General features: G+C 65.1%; 15 protein-coding genes. 6 read left to right on the forward strand and 9 right to left on the reverse strand.

What is annotated here, in order from left to right:
• Positions 1-346: 346 nt before the first annotated feature.
• Positions 347-1,960, forward strand: a complete 1,614-nt coding sequence (locus GQ674_RS14785; protein ID WP_159497678.1) for an ATP-binding protein — start codon at positions 347-349, stop codon at positions 1,958-1,960.
• A gap of 88 nt (positions 1,961-2,048) precedes the next feature.
• Positions 2,049-3,434 (forward strand): sigma-54 dependent transcriptional regulator, encoded by a 1,386-nt coding sequence (locus GQ674_RS14790; protein WP_159497679.1) that lies wholly within the window; start codon positions 2,049-2,051, stop codon positions 3,432-3,434.
• Positions 3,435-3,509: 75 nt separating this feature from the next.
• Here the strand turns inward: GQ674_RS14790 and pilB are convergent, their stop codons facing one another.
• From pilB to GQ674_RS14810, 4 genes are all read right to left on the reverse strand, one after another.
• Complete coding sequence (gene pilB / locus GQ674_RS14795; RefSeq protein WP_159497680.1) at positions 3,510-5,237, reverse strand: type IV-A pilus assembly ATPase PilB; 1,728 nt, start codon at positions 5,235-5,237, stop codon at positions 3,510-3,512.
• A 60-nt stretch (positions 5,238-5,297) separates the two neighbouring features.
• Positions 5,298-6,224, reverse strand: coding sequence for a serine hydrolase domain-containing protein (locus GQ674_RS14800; RefSeq protein WP_159497681.1), 927 nt, complete (start codon positions 6,222-6,224; stop codon positions 5,298-5,300).
• Positions 6,211-7,422, reverse strand: a complete 1,212-nt coding sequence (locus tag GQ674_RS14805; protein ID WP_159497682.1) for an isoprenylcysteine carboxylmethyltransferase family protein — start codon at positions 7,420-7,422, stop codon at positions 6,211-6,213. Before GQ674_RS14805 ends, GQ674_RS14800 begins: the two co-directional genes overlap by 14 nt.
• Before the next feature lie 74 nt (positions 7,423-7,496).
• Complete coding sequence (locus tag GQ674_RS14810; RefSeq protein WP_159497683.1) at positions 7,497-7,946, reverse strand: pilin; 450 nt, start codon at positions 7,944-7,946, stop codon at positions 7,497-7,499.
• A gap of 357 nt (positions 7,947-8,303) precedes the next feature.
• On the opposite strand from GQ674_RS14810, the gene GQ674_RS14815 reads away from it, so the two are divergent.
• Genes GQ674_RS14815 through coaE form a run of 3 tightly spaced genes read left to right on the forward strand, consistent with a single transcriptional unit; the run spans position 8,304 to position 11,062 of the window.
• The gene (locus GQ674_RS14815) at positions 8,304-9,563 is read left to right on the forward strand and encodes a type II secretion system F family protein (RefSeq protein ID WP_159497684.1); all 1,260 of its coding nucleotides are present in this window, start codon (positions 8,304-8,306) and stop codon (positions 9,561-9,563) included.
• A 7-nt stretch (positions 9,564-9,570) separates the two neighbouring features.
• Positions 9,571-10,434, forward strand: a complete 864-nt coding sequence (locus tag GQ674_RS14820; protein ID WP_159497685.1) for an A24 family peptidase — start codon at positions 9,571-9,573, stop codon at positions 10,432-10,434.
• A gap of 10 nt (positions 10,435-10,444) precedes the next feature.
• Entirely contained in the window at positions 10,445-11,062 is a 618-nt protein-coding gene (gene coaE, locus GQ674_RS14825; protein ID WP_159497686.1) for a dephospho-CoA kinase, read from the forward strand.
• Between the two features lie 96 nt (positions 11,063-11,158).
• On the opposite strand, the gene GQ674_RS14830 is transcribed toward coaE, so the two are convergent.
• The 5 genes from GQ674_RS14830 to GQ674_RS14850 all read right to left on the reverse strand — a co-directional run bounded on the left by GQ674_RS14830 (position 11,159) and on the right by GQ674_RS14850 (position 16,050).
• On the reverse strand, positions 11,159-12,526 hold the full coding sequence (locus GQ674_RS14830; RefSeq protein ID WP_159497687.1) for a HAMP domain-containing sensor histidine kinase: 1,368 nt from the start codon (positions 12,524-12,526) through the stop codon (positions 11,159-11,161).
• On the reverse strand, positions 12,489-13,166 hold the full coding sequence (locus GQ674_RS14835; protein ID WP_017356179.1) for a response regulator transcription factor: 678 nt from the start codon (positions 13,164-13,166) through the stop codon (positions 12,489-12,491). The genes GQ674_RS14830 and GQ674_RS14835 overlap by 38 nt, the downstream gene beginning before the upstream one ends.
• Positions 13,167-13,174: 8 nt before the next feature.
• On the reverse strand, positions 13,175-13,639 hold the full coding sequence (locus GQ674_RS14840) for a hypothetical protein (protein WP_328803786.1): 465 nt from the start codon (positions 13,637-13,639) through the stop codon (positions 13,175-13,177).
• A gap of 253 nt (positions 13,640-13,892) precedes the next feature.
• On the reverse strand, positions 13,893-14,786 hold the full coding sequence (gene rimK / locus GQ674_RS14845; protein ID WP_038686616.1) for a 30S ribosomal protein S6--L-glutamate ligase: 894 nt from the start codon (positions 14,784-14,786) through the stop codon (positions 13,893-13,895).
• A 103-nt stretch (positions 14,787-14,889) separates the two neighbouring features.
• Entirely contained in the window at positions 14,890-16,050 is a 1,161-nt protein-coding gene (locus GQ674_RS14850; protein ID WP_159497689.1) for a hypothetical protein, read from the reverse strand.
• Between the two features lie 262 nt (positions 16,051-16,312).
• On the opposite strand from GQ674_RS14850, the gene GQ674_RS14855 reads away from it, so the two are divergent.
• The gene (locus GQ674_RS14855) at positions 16,313-17,050 is read left to right on the forward strand and encodes a hypothetical protein (RefSeq protein ID WP_159497690.1); all 738 of its coding nucleotides are present in this window, start codon (positions 16,313-16,315) and stop codon (positions 17,048-17,050) included.
• The last annotated feature ends 1 nt before the right edge of the window (position 17,051 follow it).

Raw genomic sequence — 17,051 nt, forward strand, 5'->3', positions numbered from 1 at the left:
ACCGTGGGAATAGGAACGACCGCACGCATCTCCAAGGCTCCCTCACGGGGCACCGGCACGGACCGCGGCGGGCCCACTATTGTGGACGAGCCGGCGCGCAGGCGCAAAGACACGCGAGCCGGCGGCCCGGGCCGGACAGATTTCCACCTTCATTCAGGCAGTTGCGGCCGGCCTGCCCGACCGCGGGCGGGTCGGATGCGGCCCGATTGCGCGGCATCGGGCGATTGGCAGGCCCCTTCAGGGGATGGCGTGCCTATACTGATCTCTCTACGGGCCGGCCCAGGCCGTTGAAACGCCGTCGAGCCTGGCTCGGCGTTACCAGGGCAGCCAGAAGGGGAGTTCCGGCGTGTCACCCAGTGCTTCATTGATCGACCGCATCGAATCGATACCGAAGCGGGAGCTGTACTTTTTCGCGCTGTATCGCCTGCTGATCACCACCGTGATCGCCGCGCTGCTGTTCAGCCCGCTGAGCAACCTGGTCGGTGCCGCCGACCATCCGCAGCTGGCCTTCTGGGTGAGCGGCATCTACCTGCTGCTGGCGCTGGTGATTCTGCTGGTAGGCCGCAGCGAGCGCTGGTTGCGCCGCATCGTCGTGAGCGGCGTGGCGGTGGACATCGTCGCCGCCACCCTGCTGGCGCATGCCCTGCCCGGGGCCAGTGCCGGCATTTCGATGTCGCTGCTGTTCAACATCGCCGCAGCCGCTACCCTGCTCCCCCTCAGCCTGGGATTGGGGCTGGCGGTGGCCGCCAGCGCAGCCACCGCCGGTGAATACATGTGGAAGCTGCTGGAAGGCGGCGACCCCACCCGCACCCTGGCCGAGCTGGCCATGTTCATCACCAGCTATCTGGCGCTGGCCTTCGTCAGCTACCAGGTCGGCAACCGCGCGCGCCGCAACCAGCAGCTGGCCAACCAGCGCGGCGACGAAGTGGCCAACCTGTTCCAGATCAACGAGCTGATCATCCGCCGCATGCGCACCGGCGTGCTGGTGGTGGACGGCGCCAACCGCATCACTCTGGCCAACGAAGCGGCCTCCACCCTGATCGGCGACGCCGATGGCAACGGCGGCAGCGGCCGGCTCGAACTGGGCAGCGCCGCGCCGGACCTGAGCCGTCGCCTGCAGCGCTGGCGCAACGGCTGGACCAACGAAGAAACCCCGCTGCAGCTGTCCCCGGACCAGCCCGAAGTACAGCCGCGGTTTGCCCGCCTGCTGGCCGGCAGCGACCTCACCCTGGTGTTCCTGGACGACTCCACCGTGGTCTCGCGGCGCGCCGAATCGCTGACGTTGTCGGCGATGGGGCGCTTCTCGGCCAGCCTGGCGCACGAGATCCGCAACCCGCTGGCGGCGATCAACTACGCCGCCCAGCTGCTGGAAGAATCCACTGCCATCGGCGACACCGACCGCCGCCTGCTGCAGATCATCCACCAGCAGTGCCAGCGCACCAACGGCATCGTCGAAAGCGTGCTCGGCCTGGCCCGGCGCGAACGCGCCAACCCGGAAAACCTGGACCTGGCCGCGTTCGTACGCCGCTTCGTGCTGGAGTACAAACAGGGCATCACCCTGGAAACCGACAGCATCGAGCCGATCATCACCGAAACCTCGGTGCACGCCCTGGTCGACCCGCGCCACCTGCACCAGATCCTCACCGTGCTGGTGCACAACGCCCTCAAATACGGTCGCGTCGGCCAGGAACCGGCACGGGTACGGCTGCGCGTGGCGCGCCAGGAGCGCGCCGCCGTCATCGACGTGATGGACCGCGGCCCGGGCATCCCCGAATCGGTGGCCAACCAGCTGTTCCGCCCGTTCTTCACCACCTCCGAGCACGGCACCGGGCTGGGCCTGTATATCGCCCGCGAGCTATGCAAGGCCAACCAGGCCAACCTGGAATACGTGTCGGTGCCGGCCGGTGGCGCCTGCTTCCGGCTGGTCCTGGCCGGCCCGCACACGATGCTGCCGCAATGAACCGTTCACGGCAGGCACCGTCGCTGCGGGTCGCCGCATGCGTCAAACATTTGTCGGATCCAACCGCCCTCGGCTATCTTTCCCCCATATGAACGACACCCGCAGCGCCCTCGTCGTCGACGACGAACGTGACATCCGCGAACTGCTGGTACTGACCCTGGGCCGCATGGGCCTGCGCATCAGCACCGCCGCCAACCTCGCCGAAGCCCGCGAGTTGCTCGCCAGCAACCCGTACGATCTGTGCATCACCGACATGCGCCTGCCCGACGGCAACGGCATCGAGCTGGTCACCGAGATCGCCCAGCACTACCCGCGCACGCCGGTGGCGATGATCACCGCGTTCGGCAGCATGGACCTGGCCGTGGAGGCGCTGAAGGCCGGCGCCTTCGACTTCGTCAGCAAGCCGGTGGACATCTCGGTGCTGCGCGGGCTGGTCAAGCACGCGCTGGAGCTCAACAACAGCGAGCGCGCCGTACCTGCCGCGCCGCCGTCGGAACAGGCTGCCCGCCTGCTGGGGGATTCGCCGGCGATGAACGGGCTGCGCACCACCATCACCAAGGTTGCGCGCAGCCAGGCCCCGGTCTACATCCTGGGCGAATCGGGGGTGGGCAAGGAACTGGTGGCCCGCACCATCCACGCGCAGAGCGCGCGTTCGGCCGGCACCTTCGTCCCGGTCAACTGCGGCGCGATTCCGTCGGAGCTGATGGAAAGCGAGTTCTTCGGGCACAAGAAAGGCAGCTTCAGCGGTGCCCATGCCGACAAGCCCGGCCTGTTCCAGGCCGCCCATGGCGGCACCCTGTTCCTGGACGAAGTGGCCGAACTGCCGCTGCAGATGCAGGTCAAGCTGCTGCGCGCCATCCAGGAAAAGTCGATCCGCCCGGTCGGTGCCGCCACTGAAGTTCCGGTGGACGTGCGCATCCTGTCGGCCACGCACAAGGACCTGGGCGAACTGGTCGAGGACGGCCGCTTCCGCCACGACCTGTATTACCGCATCAACGTGATCGAACTGCGCGTGCCGCCGCTGCGCGAGCGTCGCAGCGACCTGCCGCAACTGGCCGCCTCGATCCTGGCGCGGCTGGCCCGCACCCACGAGCGCCCCACCCCGCTGCTGGCACCGTCGGCCATCGACGCGCTGGCGCAGTACCACTTCCCGGGCAACGTACGCGAGTTGGAGAACATCCTGGAACGCGCCCTGGCCCTGGCCGAATCGGACAGCATCGGCGCCAGTGACCTGCGCCTGCCGCAGCACGCCACGCCGCGCCATGGCGCCGGCCCGGCACCGATGCACGAAGAAGCCGTGGTCGACCTGCCCGCGGGCAATGGTGCGCTGCCCTCCTACATCGAGCAGATGGAGCGCACCGCCATCCAGAAGGCGCTGGAAGAAAACCGCTGGAACAAGACCCGCACCGCCGCGCAACTGGGCATCACCTTCCGCGCGTTGCGCTACAAGCTGAAGAAGCTGGGCATGGATTGAGGGCAGGGGCCCGGGGTTCGCACACATGAAAAGGCCCGCATCCGCGGGCCTTTTCCGTTCAATCCATCCTGCTGATCAATCCTTGGTAACGCGGTTGATCTCGGCCAGGCTGGTGGTGCCCGCCGCCGCCTTGACCAGCGCCGACTGCCGCAGGTCGTTCACCCCGGCGCGCTGCGCGGCCTCGGCGATCTGGATGGCATTGCCACCGGCCAGCACGATCACCGAGATTTCCTCACTCATCGGCATCACCTGGTAGATACCGGTACGGCCCTTGTAGCCCTCGGTGCACTCCTCGCACCCCACCGGCTCGAACAGACGGATACCCGCATCGATCTGCGCCTGGGTGAAGCCTTCGGCCAGCAACGCATGCGCCGGCAGCTCGATCGGCCGCTTGCAGTTGCTGCACAGCCGCCGCGCCAGGCGCTGGGCGATCACCAGCGTGACCGAGCTGGTGATGTTGAACGGCGCGATACCCATGTTCATCAGGCGCGCGATGGTCTGCGGCGCATCGTTGGTATGCAGCGTGGACAGCACCATGTGGCCTGTCTGCGCGGCCTTGATCGCGATCTCGGCGGTTTCCAGGTCGCGGATTTCGCCGACCATGATGATGTCCGGATCCTGGCGCAGGAACGAGCGCAGCGCCGCGGCGAAGGTCATGCCGCGCTTGTTGTTCTGCTGCACCTGGTTCACGCCGGGCAGGCGGATTTCCACCGGATCTTCGGCGGTGGAGATGTTGCGCGTTTCATCGTTGAGGATGCCCAGCGCGGTATACAGCGACACCGTCTTGCCCGAGCCGGTCGGGCCGGTCACCAGCACCATGCCGTAGGGCTTGTGGATGGCGTCCAGGAACAACTGCTGCTGGGCCGGCTCGTAGCCCAGCTTGTCGATGCCCAGCTTGGCCGCGCTGCCATCCAGGATACGCAGCACGATCTTCTCGCCGAACAGGGTGGGCAGCGTGCTCACGCGGAAGTCGATCTGGCGGGTCTTGGACAGGTTGAGCTTGATGCGCCCATCCTGCGGCACGCGCTTCTCAGCGATATCGAGCTGCGACATCACCTTCAGGCGCGCCGCGATGCGCTGGTTGAGCTTGACCGGGGCCTTGGCCACGTTCTTGAGCAGGCCATCGATGCGGAAGCGCACCCGGTAATCGTCTTCGTACGGCTCAAAATGGATATCCGAGGCGCCCTTGCGGATCGCATCGATCAGCACCTTGTTGACGAACTTCACCACCGGGGTATCGTCGCCCTTGGCGTCCACGCCGGAGTCGGTCGAACCGCCCTCCTCGTCACCGGTCGACACGTCCAGGTCGCCCATGCCGTCGTCGTCGCCGCCCAGCGTCGAACCGAGCGTGTCGTGCTTGGACTGCCACTGCTCTAGCGTCCGCTTGATCTGCTCTTCGTCGACCAGGATCGGCTCCACCACCAGGTTGGTGTGGAACTTGATCTCGTCCAGCGAGTGGGTGGGGTCACTGGTACCCACAAACAGCTTGCCCCCGCGCTTGAACAGCGGCAGGACGCGGTGCTTGCGGAGGAGTTCTTCGCTGACGAGGGCGATGGCGCTTTGGCTGCCGTCGAAAACGGAGACATCCAGAAGGGGCATGCCGAATTCAAGTGCGTTCGCGGCGGCGAGCTGGGCGGCCGTGACCAGCTTCTTCTCGGCGAACCATTGCGGCAAAGGCTGCTTGGCAGCGCCGGCCTTCGCCATGGCGTCCCGGGCAGCGGCCTCTTCCAGCACCCCGTCCTGCACGAGGCGACGGGCAATACCAGTGATTCCGACGAGGTTGGCTGTGCTGACTGCGGACATGGGTGCGCCCCTTAGAATACCGATGCAAGATACTGCAGATGCTGGGTGAAAGTCTTCGAATTACAAAGAAGTTACCGGGGGTGGTTCCACGCTCATACAGCGCCACAGGGCACCTGAAGCGGCCAAACTTGCTGCATCCACATCCCCTGGGTCGCCCTGGAAGTGGGCGACCAGAAGGGTGCTACGCCCATCACTCAGCGCAAGACTGAGGATGCCGGGAAGCCGTCCGAAGTGCGTCCAGCGGGGTCCCTCAGCCGAAACCGGCCAGCTTCGCCAGGCAAAGGCATAGTGCGAACCGTCAGGTAGTGCCGGCTCGGCTTCCAAGTCGGCAAATGGCATAGACAAGGAAAGCGCCGAATGGAGACTACGCAGGCTTCCGCGCCAACCGCCTGCCGCCCCAAGTGGTGACTTGAGGGCCATGAGCATATCTGGATCGATCCCGGAAGGCTGGGTGAGCAATATCTCGCCCAGCACGCAGTAGCCCGCGTTGCTGTACACGGTCTGCCCACCTATGGCCAGCTCAGGAGGACGCGCCAGCACATCAACCGCAGCGCCTCGACAACTGGGACGTTCCGACGCGAACAGCGGGTCGTATCCGCTTCGATCGAACCCAGCCCGATGCTGCAGCAACTGTTGCACGGTAATCGTCGCTGTCTCAGGGGTGAAGCGAAAAGCCCGGAGCAGCTTGCTGGCCGGTTTATCCAACGCCAGCATGCCGTGCTCAATCCGCCGACGGACTTCCGCTGCCACCAACGGCTTGGTGAGGCTCGCCACAGCCAGGACCGTATTGCCGTCCCTTAAATTGAGCATCCCTGTGCGCGCTTCGCCTATGCCGCCGTCTGCAGAGGTGAATACTGCAACGCCATTCTTGAGATCGGGCTGGTCCAGTGCACTGGAGATACACGCGGTACGCATATCGGCCGGGGCGGGCCCGCATCCCGTCATGGCAAGCAGGGCCAGCAGGGCAAACGACCTACGCCCCATCATGTCCCCGCCCTGCTATCGCCCGTCCAAGAAGCAGCTGTCTCGCTTTAGCTAACCAACCATTCTGGGCAATCCACTCCGCGTACGCCCGATACTCAGGATCGCTGCGAAGATGACGCTCCTCCGTCCATGCACGGATGGCATAGATGGCGTTGACCCCGAGCAATGCCAAGCAGTGCAGCACAGCGTCAAGCGTCGTTTCATTTCCAAGAAACGGCACGAAGATCAGCCACCACGACAGATTCTTGCAGAGATATGCGGGGTGCTTTCCCCAGCGGTACGGCCCGCTGGTGATGATCCCCCGGTGCGTCAGGTTGGAAAACCGGGGGCCGAAGACCACGGTCGCCCACGTGTAGATTGCCGTGAGCAAGAGGATCGCACCTCCCCACACCCAGGCCACCATGCTGCCGTCGGAGAACCAAGACTGCCAATCCAACCCGGTCTTGTACACAAGCCATGTATCGAGTACCAGCACACTCAGCGGCGGATAACAGGCAAGGGCGGACAGCCAGCCCAACCAGGTCCGGTCAACTGATCGGATCTGACCATCAATTCTTTCGCTGGTGGACATGTAGCCAACCGTCGCGAACGCGGTATCTATCGCGTAGAGAAGGCCGAGCGCAGTCGCGAAGATCGCAACCCAGTTGCGGCCATGCCAAACCTCGGACGCACCCGCCACCCATGAAAACGACCACGCGATCATCAATGGCAGGAATACCGCCTTGACGATCCAGCCCATGAAAGCTACTACCTCTTCGTTTCCAGGCCGGTTGCCCCGTAGCAGGGCCAGAACAAAACGACCGCAGGCGGGAATCGTTGAACTCAGAAAGCCAGGCGAAGCTAATGCAGTCAATGCTAGTGCCACACAAGCGAAGAGCGCTGGAAGCACCAGCGAACTTACGCCCGCTCCTTTTTCACCTCCCCACGCGAGCTGCAGCTGCATTGAGCCCATCAACAGCAGGGTAATCACAGCAACACCCATGAGGCTTTGGCGAGGAGGGGCCACAAGGCCACTGGGACGTACCGCGCGCGCGCTCCAATCACAGATCCACATTGGGGCAGCCGCAAAAACCATCAGCAATGTCCAGCTGATCCAAGCGTCCATCTGGAAAAACCAGCCCAGACCCAAACCCACCAATGCACCCAAGGCTCCCCAGCCTCCGGTTGCTGGCGCTACTGCACTCACAGGCAGTCGAGCCATCCTCTTCTCCCCCAAAGACTTCGGGGGGCTTACGCCCCCCGAAGGTCAATCACGCCATAACGCAGCGCGCGCTATTAGCCGCCAGTGGCGGGAGCAGCGGTACGGCACTCGGCCGGGTAGTACTTGGGATTGCTGCCGCTACCGGCGCAACGCCAGGTGGTGCCCACTGCCGAGGCATCGCCGCCAGCGGTCGGGGTGTAGGTCAGGGTGGTGCCCTTCACCTTGGTCGCATCACCAACCACAGTGATCACGCCAGCGCCAGTACAAGTGATGCTGGCCATGTTGACAGTGGCAGCGGTGGCACCGGTGCCGTCGCAAGCGCCGGTCGCCGGGATAGTGCCTCCATTGTTGGCGATGTTCTCAGCCACGGTAGCCTTGAAGGAGCTGGCCATCACAGCAAGTTCCGAGACGCGCGAACGGATGGTGTAGTCCTGGTAAGCCGGCAGTGCGATGGCGGCCAGGATGGCGATGATCGCGACAACGATCATCAGTTCGATAAGGGTAAAGCCCTGCTGCTTCTTCATGAGTACATCCCCAAGAGGTAGATAGTAAGTGGACACAGGGCCGAAGCCTGACCGGCTTGCCGGTTGAGCAAGGCCATCGCCCGTGCGGTTGGATCCAAGCAGGTTGCGTGCCAACTTCTCAGCAATGCTCCCCAGCATTCCCCGGCGCAATGATGGCAGCAATCTTCAGGATTGGAACCCCCCACACAGAAATCTGCGACCAATCCGTCAGTGTGACGTGTTGCGTCACCTTGTGACGGGCCAGGTCCTGGAGCGAGGTCACGATTTCGCCCGACCAGGGGATGCCACCTACCCCCGGAACCGGCTACCATGCGCCGAGATAGCCCGCCTGGGGATGGTGTGGCTGGGGAGCCCTGTATGTCCGTTAGCCGTAGTGCAATCAAGAAAGAGCCCGTGGCGCGAAGCACCATGGAGCTGCAGCCGTTTGTCTGGGAGGGGACCGACAAGCGTGGCGTGAAGATGAAGGGTGAGCAGCCCGCCAAGAATGCGAACCTGCTTCGCGCAGAGCTGCGGCGCATGGGCATCATGCCGAGCATGGTCAAGCCAAAGCCCAAGCCCCTGTTCGGCGCGGCGGGTAGTGCCGTTGGCGCAAAGGACATCGCATTCTTCAGCCGCCAGATGGCGACCATGATGAAGTCTGGCGTACCGATCGTCAGCGCCTTGGACATCATCGGGAGCGGACACAAGAACCCGCGGATGAAGAAGCTGGTCGACACCATTCGTATTGACATCGAGGGCGGCTCGTCACTGTATGAAGCCATCAGTCGGCATCCGGTTCAGTTCGATGAGCTCTATCGCAACCTGGTCCGTGCCGGTGAAGGCGCAGGTGTGCTGGAAACGGTACTGGATACGGTAGCGACCTATAAAGAGAACATCGAAGGCCTGAAGGGCAAGATCAAGAAGGCACTCTTCTATCCAGCAATGGTGGTCGTAGTAGCCCTGCTGGTGAGTTCCATCTTGCTCATGTTCGTGGTTCCTCAGTTCGAGGAAGTGTTCAAGGGCTTTGGCGCTGACCTGCCGGCTTTCACGCAGATGATCGTGGCCGCATCCAGGTTCATGCTCTCCTACTGGTGGCTGATGGTGATCATCTCCGTTGGTTCGGTAGTTGGTTTCATCTTTGCTTATAAGCGGTCACCTTCGATGCAGCACACTATGGATCGCTTGATCCTCAAGGTGCCGGTCATCGGGCAGATCATGAACAACAGCGCCATTGCCCGCTTTGCGCGGACTACCGCCGTGACGTTCAAAGCCGGCGTTCCGTTGGTTGAGGCCCTCGGCATCGTGGCTGGCGCCACCGGCAACAAGGTCTATGAGGAATCAGTGCTGCGTATGCGCGATGACGTGTCGGTCGGTTACCCGGTCAACATGGCCATGAAGCAGACCAACCGCTTCCCGCACATGGTCATCCAGATGACCGCCATCGGCGAAGAAGCCGGCGCCCTGGATACCATGCTGTTCAAGGTGGCCGAGTACTATGAGCAGGAGGTCAACAATGCCGTTGACGCACTCAGCAGCCTGCTGGAACCAATGATCATGGTGTTCATTGGTACCATCGTGGGTGGCATGGTGATCGGCATGTACCTGCCCATCTTCAAACTCGGCGCCGTCGTCGGCTAAGGTAACAATGGCATTTCTCGACCAGCATCCCGGTCTCGGCTACCCCGCCGCGGCCGGACTGGGGCTGCTGCTGGGCAGCTTCCTCAACGTAGTCATCCTGCGCCTGCCCAAGCGGCTGGATTGGCAGTGGAAGCGCGACGCCCGCGAAGTGCTGGAAGAGCCGGATATCTACGAGCCGCCGCCGCCGGGGATCGTGGTGGAGCCGTCGCACTGCCCGCACTGCAAGCACAAGCTGTCCTGGTACGAGAACATCCCGCTGTTCAGCTGGCTGGCGCTGCGTGGCAAGTGCCGCCATTGCCACGCCCCCATCTCCATCCAGTACCCGCTGGTGGAACTGGTGACCTCACTGCTGGTCCTGGCGAGTGTGTGGCAGTTCGGCTTCGGCTGGCAGGGCTTTGGCGCGATCGTGCTGAGCTGCTTCCTGGTCGCCCTGTCCGGGATCGACCTGCGCACCCAGCTGCTGCCGGACCAGCTGACCCTGCCCCTGATGTGGCTGGGCCTGATCGCGGCCAGCGACAATCTCTACATGCCGGCCAAGCCGGCCCTGCTGGGCGCGCTGGCCGGCTATTTGTCACTGTGGTCGGTGTGGTGGCTGTTCAAGCAGATCACCGGCAAGGAAGGCATGGGCCACGGCGATTTCAAGCTGCTGGCCGCGCTGGGCGCCTGGTGTGGCCTGAAGGGCATCCTGCCGATCATCATGCTGTCCTCGATCGTCGGCGCCATCATCGGCTCGATCTGGATCTACTCGCGCGGTCGCGACCGTGCCACGCCCATCCCGTTCGGGCCGTACCTGGCCATTGCCGGCTGGATCGTCTTCATGTGGGGCGAGCAGATCATCAACGCCTACATGGGCTACGCCGGCCTGCGCTGAGGGCCGGCCGATGAGCAGCTACATCATCGGCCTGACCGGCGGCATCGCCGCCGGCAAGAGCGAGCTGAGCCGCCGCTTCGAGGCCCTGGGCATCACCGTGGCCGACGCCGACCTGGCGGCCCGCGCCGTGGTCGCGCCCGGCAGTGAAGGTCTCGCCCGGATCACCGCCCACTTTGGACCGCAGATCCTGTTGGCCGATGGCCAGCTGGATCGCGCGGCGCTGCGTGAGCGCATCTTCGCCTCCGCGCAGGAACGCCAGGCCCTGGAAGCCATTACCCATCCGGCGATCCGGCAGCTGTTGCGCACCACCTGCGAGCAGGCCACCGGGCCCTATGCGATGGCCGCCATTCCGCTCCTGACCGAGGCCGGTGGTCGCCAGCAGTACCCCTGGCTGGACCGGGTGCTGGTGGTGGATGTGCCGGTGGCGGTGCAGCACGCCCGCCTGCTGCAGCGTGACGGGATCACGGCCGAACTGGCCGATCGAATGATTGCCGCCCAGGCCAGCCGCGAACAGCGCCTGGCGCTGGCCGATGACGTGGTGGTCAATGACGGCCAGCCCGAGCATCTGCAGGCGAAGGTGGAGCAGTTGGACCGCCTGTACCGCCAGCTGGCCGCCATCCCCCGGTAGAGCCACCCCCTGGGTGGCTGCGTGATGGGCCGGATTCCGGGAAGGACAGCCACCCATGGGGTGGCTCAACCAGGCGTGGGATACGCAGGTGGCGTCTTACAGCGCTGGGGCGAACGTCAGTGTGGCGATGACGCCGCGCTCGACACCCGGGCGCACACTCACCTGCCAGCCGTACAGGTCGCACAGGCGACTGACGATCGACAGGCCGATGCCGCCGCCCTGCGAATGGCCGGCATGGGTGCCGCGGTACCCGCGTTGGAACAGTTTGGCTGCGTCTTCGGCGCTGAGGCCGGGGCCGCTGTCGATGACGTCCACACGGTTGCCGCTGACCCGTACGCGCACCGCGCCTTCCTGCGAGTACTTCACCGCGTTGCCGATCAGGTTGCCCAGCGCCACCGACAACGCCGATTCGGGCGCATCGATGACCAGATCCCGGTCGCCCTCGAGCACCAGCTCCAGCGGCTTGCCGCCAAGTTGCGCGCGATGGGCGTCCAGCAGCTGCTCGGTGACGCGCGCGACATTGCTGCTGCCCTGCCCGCGCTCGTTGCGCGACAGCAGCAGCAGCGAGCCGATCAGGTCGGTGCATTGCTGTTCGGCACGCTGGATGCGCTGCAGGCGTTGCACCACCTTGTCATCCAGCCCCGGGCGCGCCAGCAGCAGTTCGGTGGCACCGCGGATCACGGCCAGCGGCGTGCGCAGCTCGTGGCTGACGTCGGCGTTGAATTCGCGGTCGCGCTGCACCACCTCGGTCAGCCGCGACGAATAGTCGTCAAGCGCCTGGGCCAACTGGCCTACTTCGTCATCGGGGAAGCGCGGCGCCAGCGGCTCCGGCTCACTGGTGCCACCGCGATAGGCGCGCAGGCGCGCGGCCAGGTCGGACACCGGCTTCATCACCTTGGAGGCCGACCACCAGCCCACTACCAGCGACAGCACGCTGAAGACCAGTACCGAGAAGAACAGCGCGCGGTTGAGCTGAGCTTCGCCGCGGATGCTCTCGGTCATGTCGTAAGCGAGGAAGAACCAGGCATCGGGCGTCTTGCGGACCGCCAGCTTGTAGGAAAACGGACGATTCTCTTCGTCCACACCGGCCACGTTGTAGTTGCCCGTGGCGTAAGCGGCCCATTCCGGGCGCTCCTCACGTACCCGGTCAAACTTGTCCTTGGGGTAGGCAAACGCGCGCACCTGCTGGAAAGGCACCTCCGGGCTGCGGCCCGGATCGAGTTGATACCGCATCGCGAACTCGTCGATGTTGCGGTTCAACACGTCTTCCACGAGCTGGTTTTCCACGCGTGCGCGGGTCCAGTTGGTGGCAAACGCAAACAGCGCTGTCAGGCACAAGCCCAACAGCGCGAACGATACGATGATGCGACTGCGCAGCCGCCGCCGGTACGGTGCCCGGCGGCGCTCCCCCTTCGCCGTCACCGGATCAGGCTTCCGGGGCGGCGATGCGGTATCCGATGCCATGGCGGGTCTGGATCAACGGCACCTCGAAAGGCTTGTCCACCACCGCGCGCAGGCCGTGGATGTGCACGCGCAGCGAGTCCGAATCCGGCAGCTCCTCGCCCCACACGCGGGTTTCCAGCTCTTGGCGGGTCACCACGGCCGGGGCCGCTTCCATCAGCGCCTGCAGGATCTTCAGTGCGGTCGGGTTGAGCTGCAGCAGCTTGCCCTGGCGGCGCACTTCCAGCGTGTCCAGGTTGTACTCCAGGTCGCCGGTTTCCAGTACGCGGGTCTGCACGCCCTTGCCGCGACGCGACAGGGCGTTCAGACGGACTTCGACTTCCTGCAGCGCGAAGGGCTTGATCAGGTAGTCGTCCGCGCCGGAATCGAACCCGGCCAGCTTGTTGTCCAGCGAATCCCGTGCGGTCAGCATGAGCACCGGGGTCTGCTTGCGTGCTTCATTGCGAAGCTTGCGGCAGACCTCGATCCCATCCATGCCCGGCAGATTGAGATCCAGCACGATCGCATCGAACTCATGGACCACGGCCAGGTGCAGGCCGGTCACGCCATCGGCGGCGAAGTCCACGGTGTGCCCGCGGTCTTCGAGGTAGTCGCCCAGATTGGCGGCGATGTCGCTGTTGTCCTCAATTACAAGAATTCGCACTGTGACCTCTAGAAGTTGTCGAAATTGCCAACGCGCTGCGCGTTGTTCATCCGCTGCTGCGCATCGTTCTTGTTGCGCTCACGCTGGGCGAGAGTCAAGCACTGGGTCACTGCAAAGTTGGACCCGGTTGCCTTCTCACGTCGGCATATTAGACGGCTATCTTCTCGGGCCTGTGTCAAAAGCGTGTTCACAATCTGCTGGTCGTTGAACAGATCCGTCTTGGCCACGGCGGGAATGCCGGACTCGTCGGGGAAGCGCTCGAGGGTGATACGCATGCGCCCCAGTGCTTCGCGGACGCGGCTGCGATCTTCCAGCTTCAATTCGGCATAGGTTTTGCCGTCGCCCATCTCCCCCTCGATGCGTTGGATCTGTTCAGCCAGCGGCTTGCCCGGCACGAACACATCGTTTTTCTTGGCAGCCTGCGCCACTCCAGCGCTCAGCAACAGGAGCGTGGCGACAACGGCGAGCGTCATGCATTTCATTTCAACCAATCCTTAGTCAGCCTGAACAGAGCGTCGACTGTATCCCTGTCGGGTTTGCCGCAGCAAGTGCGCTTTGGCAGGTGTGCCGGGGGCGGTAAAAAGGCCCAGACGGTAAACCGCCTGGGCCTGAAGTGTGTTCCCGATTACCGATCCTGCTGAGGAGGGCAGAGCTGCGGTTCGTCGGAGCCTACGCCGGGGTCGATTAAACCGGTGTTAAGCGCTCCGAAAGATTTCGAAAATCATCTCAAGCCTTTGAAATAGAAGGTTTTTTCATGGACGCCACGTGGTCAATGATGCGGCCCGCGAGGTCGGCCTGGCAGATCGCCTCGATGCCCTCCAGCCCGGGCGTGGAGTTCACCTCCAGCACCAGCGGGCCGCGGCTGGAGCGGATCAGGTCGACCCCGGCCACACTCAGCCCCAGCGCCTTGGCCGAGCGCACCGCCACCTGCTGCTCGGCGCGGCTGGCCTTGGCCGCGCGGGCACTGCCGCCGGCATGCAGGTTGGAGCGGAAGTCCCCGTCGGGGGCCTGGCGCTGCATGGCGCCCACCACCTGGTCGCCCACCACTAGGCAGCGCAGGTCGGCGCCCTGGGCCTCGCCTATGAACTCCTGCATCAGGAAGTTGGCATACAGCCCGCGTAGTGCCTCGACAATGCCGCGCGACGCGCTGGCCTTCTCGGTCAGGATCACCCCCCTGCCCTGGGTGCCTTCGTTGAGCTTCACCACGTGTGGCGGCGGGCCGAGCATGGACAACAGGTCCACGGTGTCGTCGGGGTTGTCGCCGAATACCGTCACCGGCATGTCGATGCCCTTGGACGCCAGGATCTGGTGCGCACGCAGTTTGTCGCGGGCTCGCAGGATGGCATCGGAGGGATTGGGCGTGCGCGCGCCCATCATCTCGAACTGGCGCAACACCGCGGTGCCATACCGGGTGACCGAGGCCCCGATGCGCGGGATCACCGCGTCCACCCCGGTGATCGGCCGACCCTTGTAATGCATGGTGAAGCCGTCGGCGGCAATCCGCATGTAACAGCGCAACGGATCGAGCACCCGCACGGTATGGCCGCGGGTGCGCGCGGCTTCGACCAGGCGGCGCGTGGAGTACAGCTTGCTGTTGCGGGACAGGATGGCGAGTTTCATCGCGGTGCGAAGGGGCGGGAAAGCGCGCAGCATAGCGCGGGGCTCCCGTGTCCAGATGACGGTGGTGTGCTTGCACTGGCATGCGCACCTTATGGACGCCCCGTCAGCCGCTGGGCAACGCCAGCCACGCGCGTTGGCCCCTGCCGCCCACTGATACGGCGGTCTGCCGCCACTCCACCATCAGGTCCAGTGCAACGTCCACCAGCGGCTCCCGATGCCAACCCTTCGCGTCCGCCCATTCGCGGCAGGCCTGCAGTTCCAGCCGTCCGTCGTCGCTGGCGGCGAGCACGTCCAGCGAGGCACTGCGACGCTGCTCGCCCTCCCCTACAAACACATGGCGACACACCGCCTGCCAGTGGCCGCGCCAGTACACCAGCCACACGCCCTCCACAGGCCGGTGGGTGGCATCCAGGCAGACACCGGCCACCACGATGCAATGGCCACCGGGACTGGCAATGACAGTGTGCAGATAGCAGACGTGACGCCCGCTGTCCATGCCGTCCAGGGCCAGCGCATAGGGCTGCGTGTGCGTGAACAGGTCAGGGTGTGCGGTCAGCCGCAGGTCGTCGGGCAGCAGCAGGCGTGCGCTGAGCTCGCGACCGTCGGGAAGGCGGCGGCGAAGCTGCGCCTGCATCGGGCTGGCCAAGGCCGGATCATCGGGCGCCAGCCAAAGGCCGTGGTACGCGCGCAGCGCGGTGGCCACATGCGGCTGGCGCGACACCCACGCCGCCGCGGCCGCATCCCCATCCGCCTGACGCCGTTCGCCGAGCATCTGCCAGAACACGTGGGGGACCGCGTTGAAGTGAAGCACGACCTTGCGCTGCTCGTCGTACCCCAGCACCACTTCGCTGCGGTCAACGTAGCCCGACGCGAGGCGCAGCGACGTTCCCGCCAGGTCGGTCCAGGTGCCGGTTTGCGCCGTGCCGCCGTCGCAGGCGACGTCGTCCACGATCGCACCGTCGCGCAGCATCTGCGTGCAGTACGCCGGACCGCCCATGCCCAGCTCGGCCCAGCCCAGAGTGACATCGCCGGCGGGCGGCTGGCGGGCGAAGGGCGACAACGGCGCCGAACGCAGTGCCGCGCCGCCCACCGGCAGCACGTCGCCGGCCAGGTCGAAGCGCGTCAGCAGGCTGTGCGTTGCAACGGTGGCAGCCAGTGCCGCAATCACGCCCAGTGGCGACCACCAGGCGATGCACACCGCCACCAGCACCACACTGGGCAGCCAGCGGGTGTAGCGCCGGAGCGCCGTGCGCTCAGGTGGCATGCGCCGCCGTCCAAGAACCGGATGTACCCCTCGCCCAGCCGACTACGATGTCCATTGCACTCCGGTTGCCACGCTGGTCCAGAGCATGTCATTCAAGCCGATAGCAGCGGCACGAGCAATGGCTGCATGGCCATCGGGAAGAGATCGGCAGCGTGGCGATGGCGCGTCCGGGATGGCCCAGCGTGTGTCGCGGCGGGTTACATTGAGCCCCGTCTGCAATACCCACACTCCCCTCAGTGCCACTGCTCGCATGGATCGCATGATGAACGCCCGCCACCGCGCACTGGCAGGCCTGTTGGGCATCTGCCTGGCCACGGCGACGCATGCGGCGCCTGCGTCGTTCACCGGCTACGGTGATTTTTACCGATCCCTCGGCGGCACCCTGTTCCCGGGTTCGGGCACGGACATGGCGATGCCCTGCACGGACGCGCCCCGCAACTGCGTCTGGGTGACCTCGATGGGCCAGGCGCTGCGACGCTTCGACCAGACCCTGTGGAGCGGACCGGGCGACCTGGCCATGACACCCCCTGCCGGCGTACCCGACGTGGCGTTCGACGGCGAGGCGTTGGTGGTGGGTACGCAGCGCTGGCCCCTGAGCGATGCGATCAACCTCGCGCCCGCACCGTGGCATGACAACGCGCCGATCGCTGCCGAAAACGTGGCGGTCATGACGCTGTGGCACCGCGGTAGCTCGGTGTGCCTGGACATCCGCCAGGTCAGCAGCGGCAAGGGCGACCGCTACACCAAGGTAGTGCTGCTGCATGAGAAGCGGCTCTACGTGCTGCCCCCGCTGTTTGGCACCTGTGCCGCCATCCGCGAAGCGCCGCACCACGGATTCAGCTATCCGAGCAACACCTACCTGGGCGCCGGGATGGAAAGCGATCCGGAAGGCCTGCAGGTGGACTACCTGCTGTCTGACGGCATCACCCGCGTCGAGCGGTACCGGCTGCGCTTCCCTGACCACGACAATCCCTTCGTGTTCGAGGCGATGCGCGAATAAG

The organism is Stenotrophomonas sp. 364, assembly GCF_009832905.1.
Lineage (GTDB): Bacteria > Pseudomonadota > Gammaproteobacteria > Xanthomonadales > Xanthomonadaceae > Stenotrophomonas > Stenotrophomonas maltophilia_AP.

Coding starts and splice junctions, on each gene's coding strand:
- GQ674_RS14790 (WP_159497679.1), top strand. CDS start 2,049: ATGAACGACACCCGCAGCGCCCTCGTCGTCGACGACGAACGTGACATC.
- pilB (WP_159497680.1), bottom strand. CDS start 5,237: ATGTCCGCAGTCAGCACAGCCAACCTCGTCGGAATCACTGGTATTGCC.
- GQ674_RS14800 (WP_159497681.1), bottom strand. CDS start 6,224: ATGATGGGGCGTAGGTCGTTTGCCCTGCTGGCCCTGCTTGCCATGACG.
- GQ674_RS14805 (WP_159497682.1), bottom strand. CDS start 7,422: ATGGCTCGACTGCCTGTGAGTGCAGTAGCGCCAGCAACCGGAGGCTGG.
- GQ674_RS14810 (WP_159497683.1), bottom strand. CDS start 7,946: ATGAAGAAGCAGCAGGGCTTTACCCTTATCGAACTGATGATCGTTGTC.
- GQ674_RS14815 (WP_159497684.1), top strand. CDS start 8,304: ATGTCCGTTAGCCGTAGTGCAATCAAGAAAGAGCCCGTGGCGCGAAGC.
- GQ674_RS14820 (WP_159497685.1), top strand. CDS start 9,571: ATGGCATTTCTCGACCAGCATCCCGGTCTCGGCTACCCCGCCGCGGCC.
- coaE (WP_159497686.1), top strand. CDS start 10,445: ATGAGCAGCTACATCATCGGCCTGACCGGCGGCATCGCCGCCGGCAAG.
- GQ674_RS14830 (WP_159497687.1), bottom strand. CDS start 12,526: ATGGCATCGGATACCGCATCGCCGCCCCGGAAGCCTGATCCGGTGACG.
- GQ674_RS14840 (WP_328803786.1), bottom strand. CDS start 13,639: ATGACGCTCGCCGTTGTCGCCACGCTCCTGTTGCTGAGCGCTGGAGTG.
- rimK (WP_038686616.1), bottom strand. CDS start 14,786: ATGAAACTCGCCATCCTGTCCCGCAACAGCAAGCTGTACTCCACGCGC.
- GQ674_RS14850 (WP_159497689.1), bottom strand. CDS start 16,050: ATGCCACCTGAGCGCACGGCGCTCCGGCGCTACACCCGCTGGCTGCCC.
- GQ674_RS14855 (WP_159497690.1), top strand. CDS start 16,313: ATGAACGCCCGCCACCGCGCACTGGCAGGCCTGTTGGGCATCTGCCTG.